Source organism: Psychromonas sp. KJ10-10 (assembly GCF_047323245.1).
Classification (GTDB): Bacteria; Pseudomonadota; Gammaproteobacteria; order Enterobacterales; family Psychromonadaceae; genus Psychromonas.
Map to the genome: position 1 here is coordinate 2,605,307 of NZ_CP178826.1, position 17,474 is coordinate 2,622,780.

Below are 17,474 nucleotides of genomic sequence, written 5' to 3' on the forward strand. Positions count from 1 at the left end.
ACGCATCGATGCTCACAGAGCCTTGATCTGCTGGCATCGCTGTCACTGAGAAAGTATGGCTATCGCCTAAATCAATATCGCTAAAGCTTGCTGTACCGGAAACACTGGTTTCTTCATCGGTTGCTAAATCTGATACCGTTAATATTGGCGCATCGTTGGTGCCGGTAATCGTCACAGTAACCGTTTCAGTATCTGTTCCGCCATTACCATCATCAATGGTAACATCAAAACTCACATCGGTCGTTGCGCCTAATGCTAAGCTTTGGAAATCTGAACCTGGTGAATAAGTATATTGTCCCGAAATTGGATCAATCGTCACTGAACCTTGCCCAATAGGTATAGGCGTTACTGAGAAGCTATGATCATCCGTTAAATCTACATCGGTGAAACTTGGGTTACCAACCACCGCAACACCATCTTCGATTGCATTTAAATTGGAGACTGTTAATTCAGGCGCATCATTGGTACCAGTAATAGTGACAGTCACAGTTTCAGTATCAGTCCCCCTAAACCATCATCGACTGTTACATCAAAAGTCACATCCTGTGTTTCACCTAACCCAAGACCTTGGAAGTCAGTACCCGGATTAAAGGTATATTCACCCGTTGACGCATCAATGCTCACTGAACCTTGATCTGCTGGCATCGCTGTCACTGAGAAAGTATGGGTATCGCCTAAATCAATATCGGTAAAGCTTGCTGTACCGGAAACACTGGTTTCTTCATCGGTCGCTAAATCTGACACGGTTAAGATTGGCGCATCGTTGGTGCCCGTAATAGTTACGGTGACAGTTTCTGTATCAACTGCACCATTACCATCATCAATGGTGACATCAAAGCTGACATCTGTCGTTACGCCAAGCGCTAAGCTTTGGAAGTCTGAGCCAGGTGAAAAAGTGTATTGACCTGAAATTGGATCAATCGTCACAGAACCTTGACCAGTTGCCATTGGCGTTACTGAGAAAGTATGTGAGTCAGTGATATCTACATCGGTGAAACTTGGGTTACCAACAACCGCAACACCATCTTCGATTGCATTTAAATTGGTAACGGTTAATTCAGGTAGACCATTGGCACCAGTAATCGTCACTGTGACGGTTTCAGTATCTGTGCCCCCTAAGCCATCATCGACTGTTACATCAAAAGTGACATCCTGTGTTTCCCCGAGACCAAGACCTTGGAAATCGGTGCCAGGGTTAAAGGTATATTCACCCGTTGATGCATCAATGCTGACAGAGCCTTGATCTGCAGGCATCGCTGTCACAGAGAAAGTATGGGTATCGCCTAAATCAATATCGGTAAAGCTTGGTGTACCGGAAACACTGGTTTCTTCATCGGTCGCTAAATCTGATACCGTTAATACTGGCGCATCGTTGGTGCCGGTAATGGTTACTATCACGGTTTCCGTATCGACTCCACCATTACCATCATCAATGGTGACATCAAAGCTCACATCTGTTGTTGCGCCAAGCGCTAAGCTTTGGAAGTCTGAGCCAGGTGAAAAAGTGTATTGACCTGAAATTGGATCAATCGTCACAGAACCTTGACCAGTTGCCATTGGCGTTACTGAGAAAGTATGTGAGTCAGTGATATCTACATCGGTGAAACTTGGGTTACCAACCACTGCAACACCATCTTCAATCGCATTTAAGTTTGTAACAATTAATTCAGGCGCATCATTAGTCCCCGTAATCGTGACTGTCACGGTTTCAGTATCTGTGCCACCTAACCCATCATCCACCGTCACATCAAAAGTGACGTCCTGTGTTTCACCGAGACCAAGACCTTGGAAATCGGTACCCGGATTGAAGGTATATTCACCCGTTGATGCATCAATGCTCACGGAGCCTTCGCCATCTGGCATAGTCGAAACAGAATAAGTATGTGAACTGTTGTCATCAATATCGGTAAAGCTTGGTGTCCCAGAAACACTGGTTTCTTCATCGGTTGCTAAATCTGACACGGTTAAGATGGGTGCATCGTTGGTGCCGGTGATTGTGACTGTCACGGTTTCAGTATCTGTGCCGCCATTACCATCATCGATGGTCACATCAAAACTCACATCGGTCGTTGCGCCAAGCGCTAGGCTTTGGAAATCTGAGCCAGGTGCATAAGTGTATTGCCCTGAAATTGGATCGATAGCAACAGAGCCTTGCCCAACTGGCATTGCTGTGACTGAGAAGCTATGTTCATCCGTTAAATCAACATCGGTAAAGCTTGGGTTACCAACCACGGCAATACCATCTTCATCTGCATTTAAGTTGGTGACTGTTAATTCAGGTGCATCATTAGTGCCGGTAATAGTAACGGTAACCGTTTCAGTATCTGTGCCACCTAAACCATCATCGACTGTCACATCAAAGGTGACGTCCTGTGTTTCACCGAGACCAAGACCTTGGAAATCGGTGCCCGGATTAAAGGTATATTCGCCCGTTGACGCATCAATGCTCACTGAACCTTGATCTGCCGGCATGGCCGTCACAGAGAAAGTATGGGTATCGCCTAAATCAATATCGGTAAAGCTTGGTGTACCGGAAACACTGGTTTCTTCATCGGTTGCTAAATCTGACACGGTTAAGATGGGTGCATCGTTGGTGCCGGTGATTGTGACTGTCACGGTTTCAGTATCTGTCTCGCCATTACCATCATCAACCGTGACATCAAAGCTCAAATCGGTTGATGCGCCAAGCGCTAAACTTTGGAAATCAGAACCTGGAGCATAAGTGTATTGTCCTGAAATTGGATCGATAGCCACAGAACCTTGTCCAACTGGCATCGCTGTTATTGAGAAGCTATGATCATCGGTTAAATCTACATCGGTGAAACTTGGGTTACCAACCACTGAAGCACCATCTTCAATTGCATTTAAGTTTGTAACTGTTAATTCTGGCGCATCATTAGTGCCGGTGATAGTCACGGTAACTGTTTCAGTATCCGTGCCCCCTAAACCATCATCTACCGTAACATCAAAAGTAACATCCTGCGTTTCACCTAAACCAAGACCTTGGAAATCCGTACCTGGATTAAAGGTATATTCGCCCGTTGACGCATCAATGCTCACTGAGCCTTGATCTGCTGGCATGGCCGTGACAGAGAAAGTATGTGAATCGCCTAAATCGATATCGGTAAAGCTTGGTGTACCAGAAACACTGGTTTCTTCATCGGTCGCTAAATCTGATACCGTTAATACTGGCGCATCGTTGGTGCCGGTAATGGTTACTATCACGGTTTCTGTATCTGTCCCGCCATTACCATCATCAATGGTGACATCAAAACTCACATCTGTGGTTGCACCTAATGCTAGGCTTTGGAAATCTGAACCAGGCGAATAAGTATATTGACCCGAAATTGGATCAATACTCACTGAACCTTGTCCATTAGGCATTGGCGTTACTGAGAAGCTATGTTCATCCGTTAAATTAACATCGGTAAAGCTTGGGTTACCAACCACGGCAATACCATCTTCATCTGCATTTAAGTTGGTGACTGTTAATTCAGGTGCATCATTAGTGCCGGTAATAGTAACGGTAACCGTTTCAGTATCTGTGCCACCTAAACCATCATCGACTGTCACATCAAAGGTGACGTCCTGTGTGTCACCGAGACCAAGACCTTGGAAATCGGTGCCCGGATTAAAGGTATATTCACCCGTTGATGCATCAATGCTCACGGAGCCTTCGCCATCTGGCATAGTCGAAACAGAATAAGTATGTGAACTGTTGTCATCAATATCGGTAAAGCTTGGTGTACCGGAAACACTGGTTTCTTCATCGGTTGCTAAATCTGACACGGTTAAGATGGGTGCATCGTTGGTGCCGGTAATCGTGACAGTAACCGTTTCTGTATCTGTGCCGCCATTACCATCATCAATGGTGACATCAAAGCTGACATCGGTCGTTACGCCAAGCGCTAAGCTTTGGAAATCCGAACCGGGAGCATAAGTATATTGTCCCGAAATTGGATCAATAGTCACTGAACCTTGCCCAATAGGCATAGGCGTTACTGAGAAGCTATGAGCATCCGTTAAATCTACATCGGTGAAACTTGGGTTACCAACCACCGCAACACCATCTTCGATTGCATTTAAGTTTGTAACAGTTAATTCAGGCGCATCATTGGTACCAGTAATAGTGACTGTCACGGTTTCAGTATCCGTGCCACCTAAACCATCATCGACTGTTACATCAAAAGTGACATCCTGCGTTTCACCAAGAGCAAGACCTTGGAAGTCAGTGCCTGGATTAAAGGTATATTCGCCGGTTGACGCATCAATGCTCACTGAACCTTGATCTGCTGGCATGGCTGTCACAGAAAAAGTATGGGTATCACCTAAATCAATATCGGTAAAGCTTGGTGTACCGGAAACACTGGTTTCTTCATCGGTTGCTAAATCTGACACGGTTAAGATGGGTGCATCGTTGGTGCCGGTAATCGTCACAGTAACCGTTTCTGTATCTGTGCCACCATTACCATCATCGATGGTGACATCAAAGCTGACATCGGTTGTTGCACCAAGCGCTAAGCTTTGGAAATCCGAACCGGGAGCATAAGTATATTGTCCCGAAATTGGATCAATAGTCACTGAACCTTGCCCAATAGGCATAGGCGTTACTGAGAAGCTATGATCATCGGTTAAATCTACATCGGTGAAACTTGGGTTACCAACCACCGCAATACCATCTTCGATTGCATTTAAGTTTGTAACAGTTAATTCTGGCGCATCATTAGTGCCGGTGATAGTCACGGTAACTGTTTCAGTATCCGTGCCCCCTAAACCATCATCTACCGTAACATCAAAAGTAACATCCTGCGTTTCACCAAGAGCAAGACCTTGGAAGTCAGTGCCTGGATTAAAGGTATATTCGCCGGTTGACGCATCAATGCTCACTGAACCTTGATCTGCTGGCATGGCTGTCACAGAAAAAGTATGGGTATCACCTAAATCAATATCGGTAAAGCTTGGTGTACCGGAAACACTGGTTTCTTCATCGGTTGCTAAATCTGACACGGTTAAGATGGGTGCATCGTTGGTGCCGGTAATCGTCACAGTAACCGTTTCTGTATCTGTGCCACCATTACCATCATCGATGGTGACATCAAAGCTGACATCGGTTGTTGCACCAAGCGCTAAGCTTTGGAAATCCGAACCGGGAGCATAAGTATATTGTCCCGAAATTGGATCAATAGTCACTGAACCTTGCCCAATAGGCATAGGCGTTACTGAGAAGCTATGATCATCGGTTAAATCTACATCGGTGAAACTTGGGTTACCAACCACCGCAATACCATCTTCGATTGCATTTAAGTTTGTAACAGTTAATTCAGGCGCATCATTGGTACCAGTAATAGTGACTGTCACGGTTTCAGTATCCGTGCCACCTAAACCATCATCGACTGTTACATCAAAGGTGACATCCTGCGTTTCACCTAAACCAAGACCTTGGAAGTCTGTGCCTGGATTAAAGGTATATTCGCCGGTTGACGCATCAATGCTCACTGAACCTTGATCTGCCGGCATGGCCGTCACAGAGAAAGTATGGGTATCGCCAAAATCGATATCGGTAAAGCTTGGTGTGCCGGAAACACTGGTTTCTTCATCGGTTGCTAAATCTGATACCGTTAATACTGGCGCATCGTTGGTGCCGGTAATGGTTACTATCACGGTTTCTGTATCTGTCCCGCCATTACCATCATCAATGGTGACATCAAAACTCACATCTGTGGTTGCACCTAATGCTAGGCTTTGGAAATCTGAACCAGGCGAATAAGTATATTGACCCGAAATTGGATCAATACTCACTGAACCTTGTCCATTAGGCATTGGCGTTACTGAGAAGCTATGTTCATCCGTTAAATCAACATCGGTAAAGCTTGGGTTACCAACAACCGCAACACCATCTTCGATTGCATTTAAATTGGTGACTGTTAATTCAGGTGCATCATTGGTACCAGTAATCGTCACGGTGACGGTTTCAGTATCTGTGCCGCCTAGACCATCATCCACGGTCACATCAAAAGTGACATCCTGTGTTTCACCTAACCCAAGACCTTGGAAGTCTGTACCCGGATTAAAGGTATATTCACCGGTTGATGCATCAATGCTGACTGAACCTTGATCTGCCGGCATGTCCGTCACAGAGAAAGTATGTGTATCGCCTAAATCGATATCGGTAAAGCTTGGTGTGCCGGAAACACTGGTTTCTTCATCAGTTGCTAAATCTGACGCCGTTAAGACGGGTGCATCGTTGGTGCCAGTGATCGTCACCGTGACTGTTTCTGTATCGACTCCACCATTACCATCATCAATGGTGACATCAAAGCTGACATCGGTCGTTACGCCAAGCGCTAAGCTTTGGAAATCCGAACCGGGAGCATAAGTATATTGTCCCGAAATTGGATCAATAGTCACTGAACCTTGCCCAATAGGCATAGGCGTTACTGAGAAGCTATGAGCATCCGTTAAATCTACATCGGTGAAACTTGGGTTACCAACCACCGCAACACCATCTTCGATTGCATTTAAGTTTGTAACAGTTAATTCAGGCGCATCATTGGTACCAGTAATAGTGACTGTCACGGTTTCAGTATCCGTGCCACCTAAACCATCATCGACTGTTACATCAAAAGTGACATCCTGCGTTTCACCAAGAGCAAGACCTTGGAAGTCAGTGCCTGGATTAAAGGTATATTCGCCGGTTGACGCATCAATGCTCACTGAACCTTGATCTGCTGGCATGGCTGTCACAGAAAAAGTATGGGTATCACCTAAATCAATATCGGTAAAGCTTGGTGTACCGGAAACACTGGTTTCTTCATCGGTTGCTAAATCTGACACGGTTAAGATGGGTGCATCGTTGGTGCCGGTAATCGTCACAGTAACCGTTTCTGTATCTGTGCCACCATTACCATCATCGATGGTGACATCAAAGCTGACATCGGTTGTTGCACCAAGCGCTAAGCTTTGGAAATCCGAACCGGGAGCATAAGTATATTGTCCCGAAATTGGATCAATAGTCACTGAACCTTGCCCAATAGGCATAGGCGTTACTGAGAAGCTATGATCATCGGTTAAATCTACATCGGTGAAACTTGGGTTACCAACCACCGCAATACCATCTTCGATTGCATTTAAGTTTGTAACAGTTAATTCAGGCGCATCATTGGTACCAGTAATAGTGACTGTCACGGTTTCAGTATCCGTGCCACCTAAACCATCATCGACTGTTACATCAAAGGTGACATCCTGCGTTTCACCTAAACCAAGACCTTGGAAGTCTGTGCCTGGATTAAAGGTATATTCGCCGGTTGACGCATCAATGCTCACTGAACCTTGATCTGCCGGCATGGCCGTCACAGAGAAAGTATGGGTATCGCCAAAATCGATATCGGTAAAGCTTGGTGTGCCGGAAACACTGGTTTCTTCATCGGTTGCTAAATCTGATACCGTTAATACTGGCGCATCGTTGGTGCCGGTAATGGTTACTATCACGGTTTCTGTATCTGTCCCGCCATTACCATCATCAATGGTGACATCAAAACTCACATCTGTGGTTGCACCTAATGCTAGGCTTTGGAAATCTGAACCAGGCGAATAAGTATATTGACCCGAAATTGGATCAATACTCACTGAACCTTGTCCATTAGGCATTGGCGTTACTGAGAAGCTATGTTCATCCGTTAAATCAACATCGGTAAAGCTTGGGTTACCAACAACCGCAACACCATCTTCGATTGCATTTAAATTGGTGACTGTTAATTCAGGTGCATCATTGGTACCAGTAATCGTCACGGTGACGGTTTCAGTATCTGTGCCGCCTAGACCATCATCCACGGTCACATCAAAAGTGACATCCTGTGTTTCACCTAACCCAAGACCTTGGAAGTCTGTACCCGGATTAAAGGTATATTCACCGGTTGATGCATCAATGCTGACTGAACCTTGATCTGCCGGCATGTCCGTCACAGAGAAAGTATGTGTATCGCCTAAATCGATATCGGTAAAGCTTGGTGTGCCGGAAACACTGGTTTCTTCATCAGTTGCTAAATCTGACGCCGTTAAGACGGGTGCATCGTTGGTGCCAGTGATCGTCACCGTGACTGTTTCTGTATCGACTCCACCATTACCATCATCAATGGTGACATCAAAGCTGACATCTGTCGTTACGCCAAGCGCTAGGTTTTGGAAATCTGAACCGGGAGAATAAGTGTATTGGCCATTACCACTATCAATCGAAACAGTTCCCTGTCCAGCAGGCATTGCTGTTACTGAGAACGAATGTGAGTCGGTGATATCTACATCGGTAAAGCTTGGGTTACCAACCACCGCAATACCATCTTCGATTGCATTTAAATTGGTGACTGTTAATTCCGGTAAATCATTGGTACCCGTAATAGTGACTGTCACGGTTTCAGTATCTGTGCCACCTAAGCCATCATCGACTGTTACATCAAAGGTGACGTCCTGTGTTTCACCTAAACCAAGACCTTGGAAATCGGTACCCGGATTAAAGGTATACTCACCCGTTGACGCATCAATGCTCACTGAACCTTGATCTGCTGGCATCGCTGTCACAGAAAAAGTATGGGTATCACCTAAATCAATATCGGTAAAGCTTGGTGTACCGGAAACACTGGTTTCTTCATCGGTTGCTAAATCTGACACGGTTAAGATGGGTGCATCGTTGGTGCCGGTAATGGTTACTATCACGGTTTCCGTATCGACTCCACCATTACCATCATCAATGGTGACATCAAAGCTCACATCTGTTGTTGCACCTAATGCTAGGCTTTGGAAATCTGAACCAGGCGAATAAGTATATTGACCCGAAATTGGATCAATACTCACTGAACCTTGTCCATTAGGCATTGGCGTTACTGAGAAGCTATGTTCATCCGTTAAATCAACATCGGTAAAGCTTGGGTTACCAACCACGGCAATACCATCTTCATCTGCATTTAAGTTGGTGACTGTTAATTCAGGTGCATCATTAGTGCCGGTAATAGTAACGGTAACCGTTTCAGTATCTGTGCCACCTAAACCATCATCGACTGTCACATCAAAGGTGACGTCCTGTGTTTCACCGAGACCAAGACCTTGGAAATCGGTGCCCGGATTAAAGGTATACTCACCCGTTGACGCATCAATGCTCACTGAACCTTGATCTGCCGGCATCGCTGTCACAGAAAAAGTATGTGAATCACCTAAATCAATATCGGTAAAGCTTGGTGTGCCGGAAACACTGGTTTCTTCATCGGTTGCTAAATCTGATACCGTTAAGATGGGTGCATCGTTGGTGCCGGTGATTGTGACTGTCACGGTTTCAGTATCTTTGCCGCCATTACCATCATCAATGGTCACATCAAAGCTGACATCGGTCGTTGCGCCAAGTGCTAGGCTTTGGAAATCTGAACCAGGTGAATAAGTGTATTGGCCATTACCACTATCAATCGAAACAGTTCCCTGTCCTGTAGGCATCGCTGTCACAGAGAACGTATGTGAGTCAGTGATATCTACATCGGTGAAACTTGGGTTACCAACCACGGCAACACCATCTTCGATTGCATTTAAATTGGTGACGGTTAATTCCGGTACATCATTGGTACCAGTAATGGTCACGGTGACGGTTTCAAAATCCGTGCCCCCTAAACCATCATCGACTGTTACATCAAAAGTGACGTCCTGTGTTTCACCGAGACCAAGACCTTGGAAATCAGTCCCCGGATTAAAGGTATATTCACCGGTTGATGCATCAATGCTCACTGAACCTTGATCTGCCGGCATGGCCGTGACAGAGAAAGTATGGGTATCGCCTAAATCAATATCGCTAAAGCTTGGTGTACCAGAAACACTGGTTTCTTCATCGGTTGCTAAATCTGATACCGTTAAGATGGGTGCATCGTTGGTGCCGGTAATCGTGACAGTGACTGTTTCAGTATCTGTGCCGCCATTACCATCATCAACCGTGACATCAAAGCTCACATCGGTTGATGCGCCAAGCGCTAAACTTTGGAAATCAGAACCTGGAGCATAAGTGTATTGTCCTGAAATTGGATCAATAGCCACAGAACCTTGCCCAACAGGCATTGCTGTGACTGAGAAGCTATGTTCATCCGTTAAATCAACATCGGTAAAGCTTGGGTTACCAACCACGGCAACACCATCTTCGATTGCATTTAAATTGGTGACGGTTAATTCCGGTACATCATTGGTTCCAGTAATCGTCACGGTGACGGTTTCAGTATCCGTGCCACCTAAGCCATCATCGACTGTTACATCAAAAGTGACGTCCTGTGTTTCACCGAGACCAAGACCTTGGAAATCAGTCCCCGGATTAAAGGTATATTCACCGGTTGATGCATCAATGCTCACTGAACCTTGATCTGCCGACATGGCCGTGACAGAGAAAGTATGTGAATCGCCTAAATCGATATCGGTAAAGCTTGGTGTACCAGAAACACTGGTTTCTTCATCGGTCGCTAAATCTGATACCGTTAATACTGGCGCATCGTTGGTGCCGGTAATGGTTACTATCACGGTTTCTGTATCTGTCCCGCCATTACCATCATCAATGGTGACATCAAAACTCACATCTGTGGTTGCACCTAATGCTAGGCTTTGGAAATCTGAACCAGGCGAATAAGTATATTGACCCGAAATTGGATCAATACTCACTGAACCTTGTCCATTAGGCATTGGCGTTACTGAGAAGCTATGTTCATCCGTTAAATCAACATCGGTAAAGCTTGGGTTACCAACCACGGCAATACCATCTTCATCTGCATTTAAGTTGGTGACTGTTAATTCAGGTGCATCATTAGTGCCGGTAATAGTAACGGTAACCGTTTCAGTATCTGTGCCACCTAAACCATCATCGACTGTCACATCAAAGGTGACGTCCTGTGTTTCACCGAGACCAAGACCTTGGAAATCGGTGCCCGGATTAAAGGTATACTCACCCGTTGACGCATCAATGCTCACTGAACCTTGATCTGCCGGCATCGCTGTCACAGAAAAAGTATGTGAATCACCTAAATCAATATCGGTAAAGCTTGGTGTGCCGGAAACACTGGTTTCTTCATCGGTTGCTAAATCTGATACCGTTAAGATGGGTGCATCGTTGGTGCCGGTGATTGTGACTGTCACGGTTTCAGTATCTTTGCCGCCATTACCATCATCAATGGTCACATCAAAGCTGACATCGGTCGTTGCGCCAAGTGCTAGGCTTTGGAAATCTGAACCAGGTGAATAAGTGTATTGGCCATTACCACTATCAATCGAAACAGTTCCCTGTCCTGTAGGCATCGCTGTCACAGAGAACGTATGTGAGTCAGTGATATCTACATCGGTGAAACTTGGGTTACCAACCACGGCAACACCATCTTCGATTGCATTTAAATTGGTGACGGTTAATTCCGGTACATCATTGGTACCAGTAATGGTCACGGTGACGGTTTCAGTATCTGTGCCCCCTAAGCCATCATCGACTGTTACATCAAAGGTGACATCCTGTGTTTCACCGAGACCAAGACCTTGGAAGTCGGTGCCTGGATTAAAGGTATATTCGCCTGTTGATGCATCAATGCTCACTGAACCTTGGTCTGCCGGCATGTCCGTCACAGAGAAAGTATGGGTATCGCCTAAATCAATATCGGTAAAGCTTGGTGTACCGGAAACACTGGTTTCTTCATCGGTCGCTAAATCTGATACCGTTAATACTGGCGCATCGTTGGTGCCGGTAATGGTTACTATCACGGTTTCCGTATCGACTCCACCATTACCATCATCAATGGTGACATCAAAGCTCACATCTGTTGTTGCGCCAAGCGCTAAGCTTTGGAAGTCTGAGCCAGGTGAAAAAGTGTATTGACCTGAAATTGGATCAATCGTCACAGAACCTTGACCAGTTGCCATTGGCGTTACTGAGAAAGTATGTGAGTCAGTGATATCTACATCGGTGAAACTTGGGTTACCAACCACCGCAACACCATCTTCAATCGCATTTAAGTTTGTAACAATTAATTCAGGCGCATCATTAGTCCCCGTAATCGTGACTGTCACGGTTTCAGTATCTGTGCCACCTAACCCATCATCCACCGTCACATCAAAAGTGACGTCCTGAGTTTCACCTAAACCAAGACCTTGGAAGTCGGTGCCTAGATTAAAGGTATATTCACCGGTTGACGCATCAATGCTCACAGAGCCTTGATCTGCAGGCATAGCCGTGACAGAGAAAGTATGGGTATCGCCTAAATCGATATCGGTAAAGCTTGGTGTACCGGAAACACTGGTTTCTTCATCGGTTGCTAAATCTGATACCGATAAGATGGGTGCATCGTTGGTGCCAGTGATCGTCACGGTAACGGTTTCGGTATCTGTCCCACCATTGCCATCATCAATGGTGACATCAAAGCTCACATCGGTCGTTGCGCCTAATGCTAAGCTTTGGAAATCTGAGCCAGGTGCATAAGTGTATTGACCTGAAATTGGATCGATAGCCACAGAACCTTGCCCAACAGGCATAGGTGTGACTGAGAAGCTATGGTTCATCCGTTAAATCAACATCGGTAAAGCTTGGGTTACCAACCACCGCAACACCATCTTCGATAGCATTTAAGTTGCTAACAGTTAATTCAGGTGCATCATTAGTGCCGGTAATAGTAACGGTAACCGTTTCAGTATCCGTGCCGCCTAGACCATCATCCACGGTCACATCAAAAGTGACGTCCTGAGTTTCACCTAAACCAAGACCTTGGAAGTCTGTGCCTGGATTAAAGGTATATTCGCCCGTTGTCGCGTCAATGCTCACAGAGCCTTGATCTGCTGGCATGGCTGTCACAGAGAAAGTATGGGTATCGCCTAAATCAATATCACTAAAGCTTGGTGTACCCGAAACACTGGTTTCTTCATCAGTTGCTAAATCTGATACCGTTAAGATTGGCGCATCGTTGGTGCCAGTGATCGTCACGGTGACAGTTTCTGTATCAACTCCACCATTACCATCATCAATGGTGACATCAAAACTCACATCGGTTGTCGCCCCTAATGCTAAGCTTTGGAAATCTGAACCAGGCGAATAAGTATATTGTCCCGAAATTGGATCAATAGCCACAGAACCTTGTCCATTAGGCATTGGAGTTACTGAGAAGCTATGTTCATCCGTTAAATCAACATCAGTAAAGCTTGGGTTACCAATCACGGCAACGCCATCTTCAATCGCATTTAAGTTGCTAACAGTTAATTCTGGTGCATCATTGGTACCGGTAATAGTAACAGTAACCGTTTCAGTATCTGTGCCCCCTAAGCCATCATCGACTGTTACATCAAAAGTGACATCCTGTGTTTCCCCGAGACCAAGACCTTGGAAATCGGTGCCAGGGTTAAAGGTATATTCACCCGTTGATGCATCAATGCTGACAGAGCCTTGATCTGCAGGCATCGCTGTCACAGAGAAAGTATGGGTATCGCCTAAGTCGATATCGGTAAAGCTTGGTGTGCCGGAAACTGTCGTTTCTTCATCAGTTGCTAAATCTGACACGGTTAAGATGGGTGCATCGTTGGTACCGGTAATAGTGACGGTGACAGTTTCTGTATCGACTCCACCATTACCATCATCAATGGTCACATCAAAACTCACATCGGTCGTTACGCCAAGCGCTAGGCTTTGGAAATCTGAGCCAGGTGAATAAGTGTATTGTCCTGAAATTGGATCAATACTCACTGAACCTTGCCCAACTGGCATCGCTGTGACTGAGAAAGTATGTTCATCCGTTAAATCAACATCGGTAAAGCTTGGTGTACCAACAACAGAAACACCGTCTTCATCAGCAGATAAATTAGTAACCGATAATACAGGCGCGTCATTAGTCCCAGTAATCGTGACTGTCACAGTTTCAGTATCTGTGCCACCTAAGCCATCATCTACCGTCACATCAAAAGTAACATGCTTGCGTTTCACCTAAACCAAGACCTTGGAAATCGGTGCCTGGATTAAAGGTATATTCACCCGTTGACGCATCAATGCTCACCGAGCCTTGATCCGCAGGCATAGCCGTGACAGAGAAAGTATGGGTATCGCCTAAATCAATATCGGTAAAGCTTGGTGTGCCCGAAACACTGGTTTCTTCATCGGTTGCTAAATCTGATACCGTTAAGATGGGTGCATCGTTGGTACCGGTAATAGTGACGGTGACAGTTTCTGTATCAACTCCACCATTACCATCATCAATGGTCACATCAAAACTCACATCGGTCGTTGCCCCAAGCGCTAGGCTTTGGAAGTCTGAACCTGGTGAATAAGTGTATTGACCATTACCACTATCAATCGAAACAGTTCCTTGTCCTACAAACATCGGGCTAACAGAGAACGTATGATCATCCGTTAAATCAACATCTGCAAAAGTGGCATTACCAACAACTGAAGCACCATCTTCGATAGTGTTTAAATTAGTCACTGCGACAATAGGTGCATCATTAGTACCAGTGATAGTGACAGTAACTGTTTCAGTATCCGTGCCACCTAAGCCATCATCCACTGTTACAACAAAAGAGACATCTTTCGTTTCACCTAATGCTAAACTTTGGAAATCTGAACCAGGATCATAAATATATTCACCCGTATTTGCATCTATGCTGACAGAAACCTTCACCATCTGGCATTGATGTAACTGAATAAGAATGAACATCAGTAGTATCAGCATCAACTAATCTAACAAAACCAGAAACTGGCTCACCATCTTCAAAAACTCTTTCTGTCGCTCTATCTGCGAGCAACAATTGGTGCATCATTACTGCCTGTTATGGTAACTATTACGGTTTCAGTATCAATAGCACCTTGATCGTCTGTTACTGTTACATCAAAAGTAACCTCCGTTGTTTCCCCTAAAGCAAGGCTTTGGAAATCGGAACCAGGATTATAAGTATATTGACCTGTACCACTATCAATATAAACCTCACCTTGGCCATCAGGCATCGAAGTAACCGAAAATGTATGAGAATCAGTTAAATCAACATCCGTAAAGCTTGGGTTACCAACCACTGAAGCGCCATCTTCAATTGCATTTAAGTTGCTAACAGTTAGTTCAGGTGCATCATTGGTACCGGTAATAGTAACGGTAACCGTTTCAGTATCCATGCCACCTAAGCCATCATCTACGGTAACATCAAAAGTCACTTCCTGAGTTTCACCTATAGCAAGGCTTTGAAAGTCCGCACCTGGATCAAAAGTATATTCACCTGAAATTTCATCAATACTTACAGTACCTTGACCATCAGGCATTGCAGTTACGGAGAAAGTATGTGAATCACCTAAATCAATATCTGTAAAAGTTGGCATTCCAGAAATAGCAGTATCTTCATCAATCGCTAAATCAGCAACTGTTAATGCAGGCGCATCATTCGTACCGGTTATAGTAACGGTCACAGTTTCAGTATCTGTTCCGCCATTTCCATCATTAATAGACACATCAAAGCTCACATCGGTAGTTGCACCTAAAGCTAAACTTTGAAAATCCGATCCGGGGTTATAAGTATATTCGCCTGTGATGCTATCAATAGAAACAGCACCTTGATTAGCTGGCATAGGTGAGACTGAAAAAGTATGGTTATCGGTTAAATCTAAATCAACAAAGCTTGGTGTACCCGTTACTGATACGCCATCTTCAACTGCATTTAAATTAACAACACTTAATTCAGGGGAATCATTCGTTCCAGTCACAGTAATAGTCGCAGTTGAAGTGGATGTCGCACCATTTTCATCACTCACCACGTAAGTCACTACAACATCTTGTGTTTCACCAGCGCCTAAATGATCAAAATCAGAATTGGCAGTAAAAACAACTTGATTGTTAGCATCAATCGTTGCAGAGCCCAATGGAGTAGAAACTGAGTCAAGTGTTAGAATATCACCATCATCTGAGTCAGTGTCATTCACTAATACATCAATAGTGACACTATCATCTTCAGAAACCACCCCACTATCAACTGACGCTACTGGTGCATCGTTACTACCAGTGACTGTAACAGTAACTGTCTCAGTACTGGTTCCGCCATTACCATCATCAATAGTCACATCAAAGGAAACATCTGTGCTTGCACCCAAGGCTAGGTTTTGGAAATCACTACCCGGGTTAAAAGTATATTCGCCAGTTGTTGGGTCAATACTGACAGAACCTTGACCTGCATCCATTTCTGTTACAGAAAAAGTATGTGAATCTGTTAAATCAACATCAGTGAAGTTAACATTGCCAGTAACTGGTGCGCCATCTTCAACAGCGTCAAGATTTGTAACAGTTAATTGCGGAGTATCATTAGCTCCGGTGATACTAACAAAAACGGTTTCGGTATCAGTTCCACCATTACCGTCATCAACAGTAATATCGAAGGAAATATTGGTAGTTTCACCAAGTCCAAGCTGTTGAAAGTCGTCACCTGGGGTATAAGTATATTCACCAGAAGTAGAATCAATACTCACTGTACCTTGGCCTACTTGCAAAGCACTAACAGAAAATGTATGGCTATCAGTTAAATCTATATCAGTAAAAGTTGCCTGGCCTGAGATAGCATTTCCATCTTCAATTGTAGAAATATCTTCAACTGTTAATTCTGGTGCATCATTCACAGGAGCAACATTCAGCGTAACAGTTGTTGGAGATGAGGTCGTATCATTGTCATCTTGAACAGTGTAAGAAAAATTGTCTGTGCCATTATAATTTGCATTTGGCGTGTAAGTCACTTCACCTGTAATGGAGTCAACTGATAGCGAGCCATTGCTTGGAGGAGTAATAATGACCAAACTAGCAGGGTTTATTTGTCCATCTAAGTCGGTATCATTAGCTAATACATCTATAATTATACTACCGTCTTCTGAAACAGTTGCAGTATCAGAATTGGCAACAGGAATATTATTTACAGCTGTAACTGTCGTGTTGATAACAAATTCTGATTGAAAATCGAACCCAGACGTATCAAAGTTAGAGGCGCTGATTGTTTCTGATGCATCTCGATCGATATCAACTGCTAAAGAATATCCTTCACCATCAACATTACCGGCGACTGTTTCAGTGTCTTCATCGAGAATTGCATCTTCATCTGCATTTTCTATTGCGTGCTTGAATTTCTTCGATTTCATTTAAAATATCAGCATCAATAAGCTCTAAATCACTTTCAATTTCTTCGGAGATTAACCCATTTTCATCGGTAATATCAGCTTCGGTATATAATAACTTGCTATCTTCATCAATCGTAGTATTTGTAGAAGCATTGTTATTAGTATTTTGTTCATTACTCATGAGCTATCTCTCCAGAAACGGAACTTAATGTAGTCGGTATAATTTAACAAATTCAAATGAAATTTAGATAACACCCATGAATTATTTTATATATCAGGGGGATATCAACAAATCTTTATATAAAGAACCCTTTATTTATATATCGTTTTTTGTTGATATTTTTCAGAGGAAAATGAATATTTAAAGTCT

General features: G+C 44.2%; 7 protein-coding genes (1 of these 7 cut by a window edge). All 7 read right to left on the reverse strand.

Going from position 1 to position 17,474, the window contains the following annotated elements:
- Tightly spaced (each overlapping or abutting the next), the 7 genes in view from ACLKMH_RS14935 to ACLKMH_RS14965 form a layout consistent with a single transcriptional unit that may run on beyond the window.
- Positions 1-487: the start of a VCBS domain-containing protein gene (locus ACLKMH_RS14935; protein ID WP_413698868.1), read on the reverse strand. The gene continues 10,760 nt to the left of window position 1, outside the view; 487 of the gene's 11,247 nt are visible here — the first part of the coding sequence; its start codon is at positions 485-487; the stop codon falls past the left edge of the window.
- Positions 484-12,546 carry a VCBS domain-containing protein gene (locus ACLKMH_RS14940; protein WP_413698869.1) on the reverse strand — a complete coding sequence of 4,021 codons (12,063 nt, stop codon included), beginning with the start codon at positions 12,544-12,546 and terminating at the stop codon, positions 484-486. The genes ACLKMH_RS14935 and ACLKMH_RS14940 overlap by 4 nt, the downstream gene beginning before the upstream one ends.
- The gene (locus ACLKMH_RS14945) at positions 12,536-13,954 is read right to left on the reverse strand and encodes a VCBS domain-containing protein (RefSeq protein ID WP_413698870.1); all 1,419 of its coding nucleotides are present in this window, start codon (positions 13,952-13,954) and stop codon (positions 12,536-12,538) included. The genes ACLKMH_RS14940 and ACLKMH_RS14945 overlap by 11 nt, the downstream gene beginning before the upstream one ends.
- Positions 13,929-14,648 (reverse strand): VCBS domain-containing protein, encoded by a 720-nt coding sequence (locus ACLKMH_RS14950; RefSeq protein ID WP_413698871.1) that lies wholly within the window; start codon positions 14,646-14,648, stop codon positions 13,929-13,931. Before ACLKMH_RS14950 ends, ACLKMH_RS14945 begins: the two co-directional genes overlap by 26 nt.
- Positions 14,608-14,769, reverse strand: a complete 162-nt coding sequence (locus tag ACLKMH_RS14955) for a hypothetical protein (protein ID WP_413698872.1) — start codon at positions 14,767-14,769, stop codon at positions 14,608-14,610. Before ACLKMH_RS14955 ends, ACLKMH_RS14950 begins: the two co-directional genes overlap by 41 nt.
- Positions 14,756-17,125, reverse strand: coding sequence for a tandem-95 repeat protein (locus ACLKMH_RS14960; RefSeq protein WP_413698873.1), 2,370 nt, complete (start codon positions 17,123-17,125; stop codon positions 14,756-14,758). The genes ACLKMH_RS14955 and ACLKMH_RS14960 overlap by 14 nt, the downstream gene beginning before the upstream one ends.
- On the reverse strand, positions 17,082-17,285 hold the full coding sequence (locus tag ACLKMH_RS14965) for a hypothetical protein (protein WP_413698874.1): 204 nt from the start codon (positions 17,283-17,285) through the stop codon (positions 17,082-17,084). Before ACLKMH_RS14965 ends, ACLKMH_RS14960 begins: the two co-directional genes overlap by 44 nt.
- Between the last annotated feature and the right edge of the window lie 189 nt (positions 17,286-17,474).

Excerpts from the sequence above, each read along its gene's own strand:
- ACLKMH_RS14960 (WP_413698873.1), bottom strand. The coding sequence starts at position 17,125 with ATGAAATCGAAGAAATTCAAGCACGCAATAGAAAATGCAGATGAAGAT.
- ACLKMH_RS14950 (WP_413698871.1), bottom strand. The coding sequence starts at position 14,648 with ATGGTGAAGGTTTCTGTCAGCATAGATGCAAATACGGGTGAATATATT.
- ACLKMH_RS14965 (WP_413698874.1), bottom strand. The coding sequence starts at position 17,285 with ATGAGTAATGAACAAAATACTAATAACAATGCTTCTACAAATACTACG.
- ACLKMH_RS14940 (WP_413698869.1), bottom strand. The coding sequence starts at position 12,546 with ATGAACCATAGCTTCTCAGTCACACCTATGCCTGTTGGGCAAGGTTCT.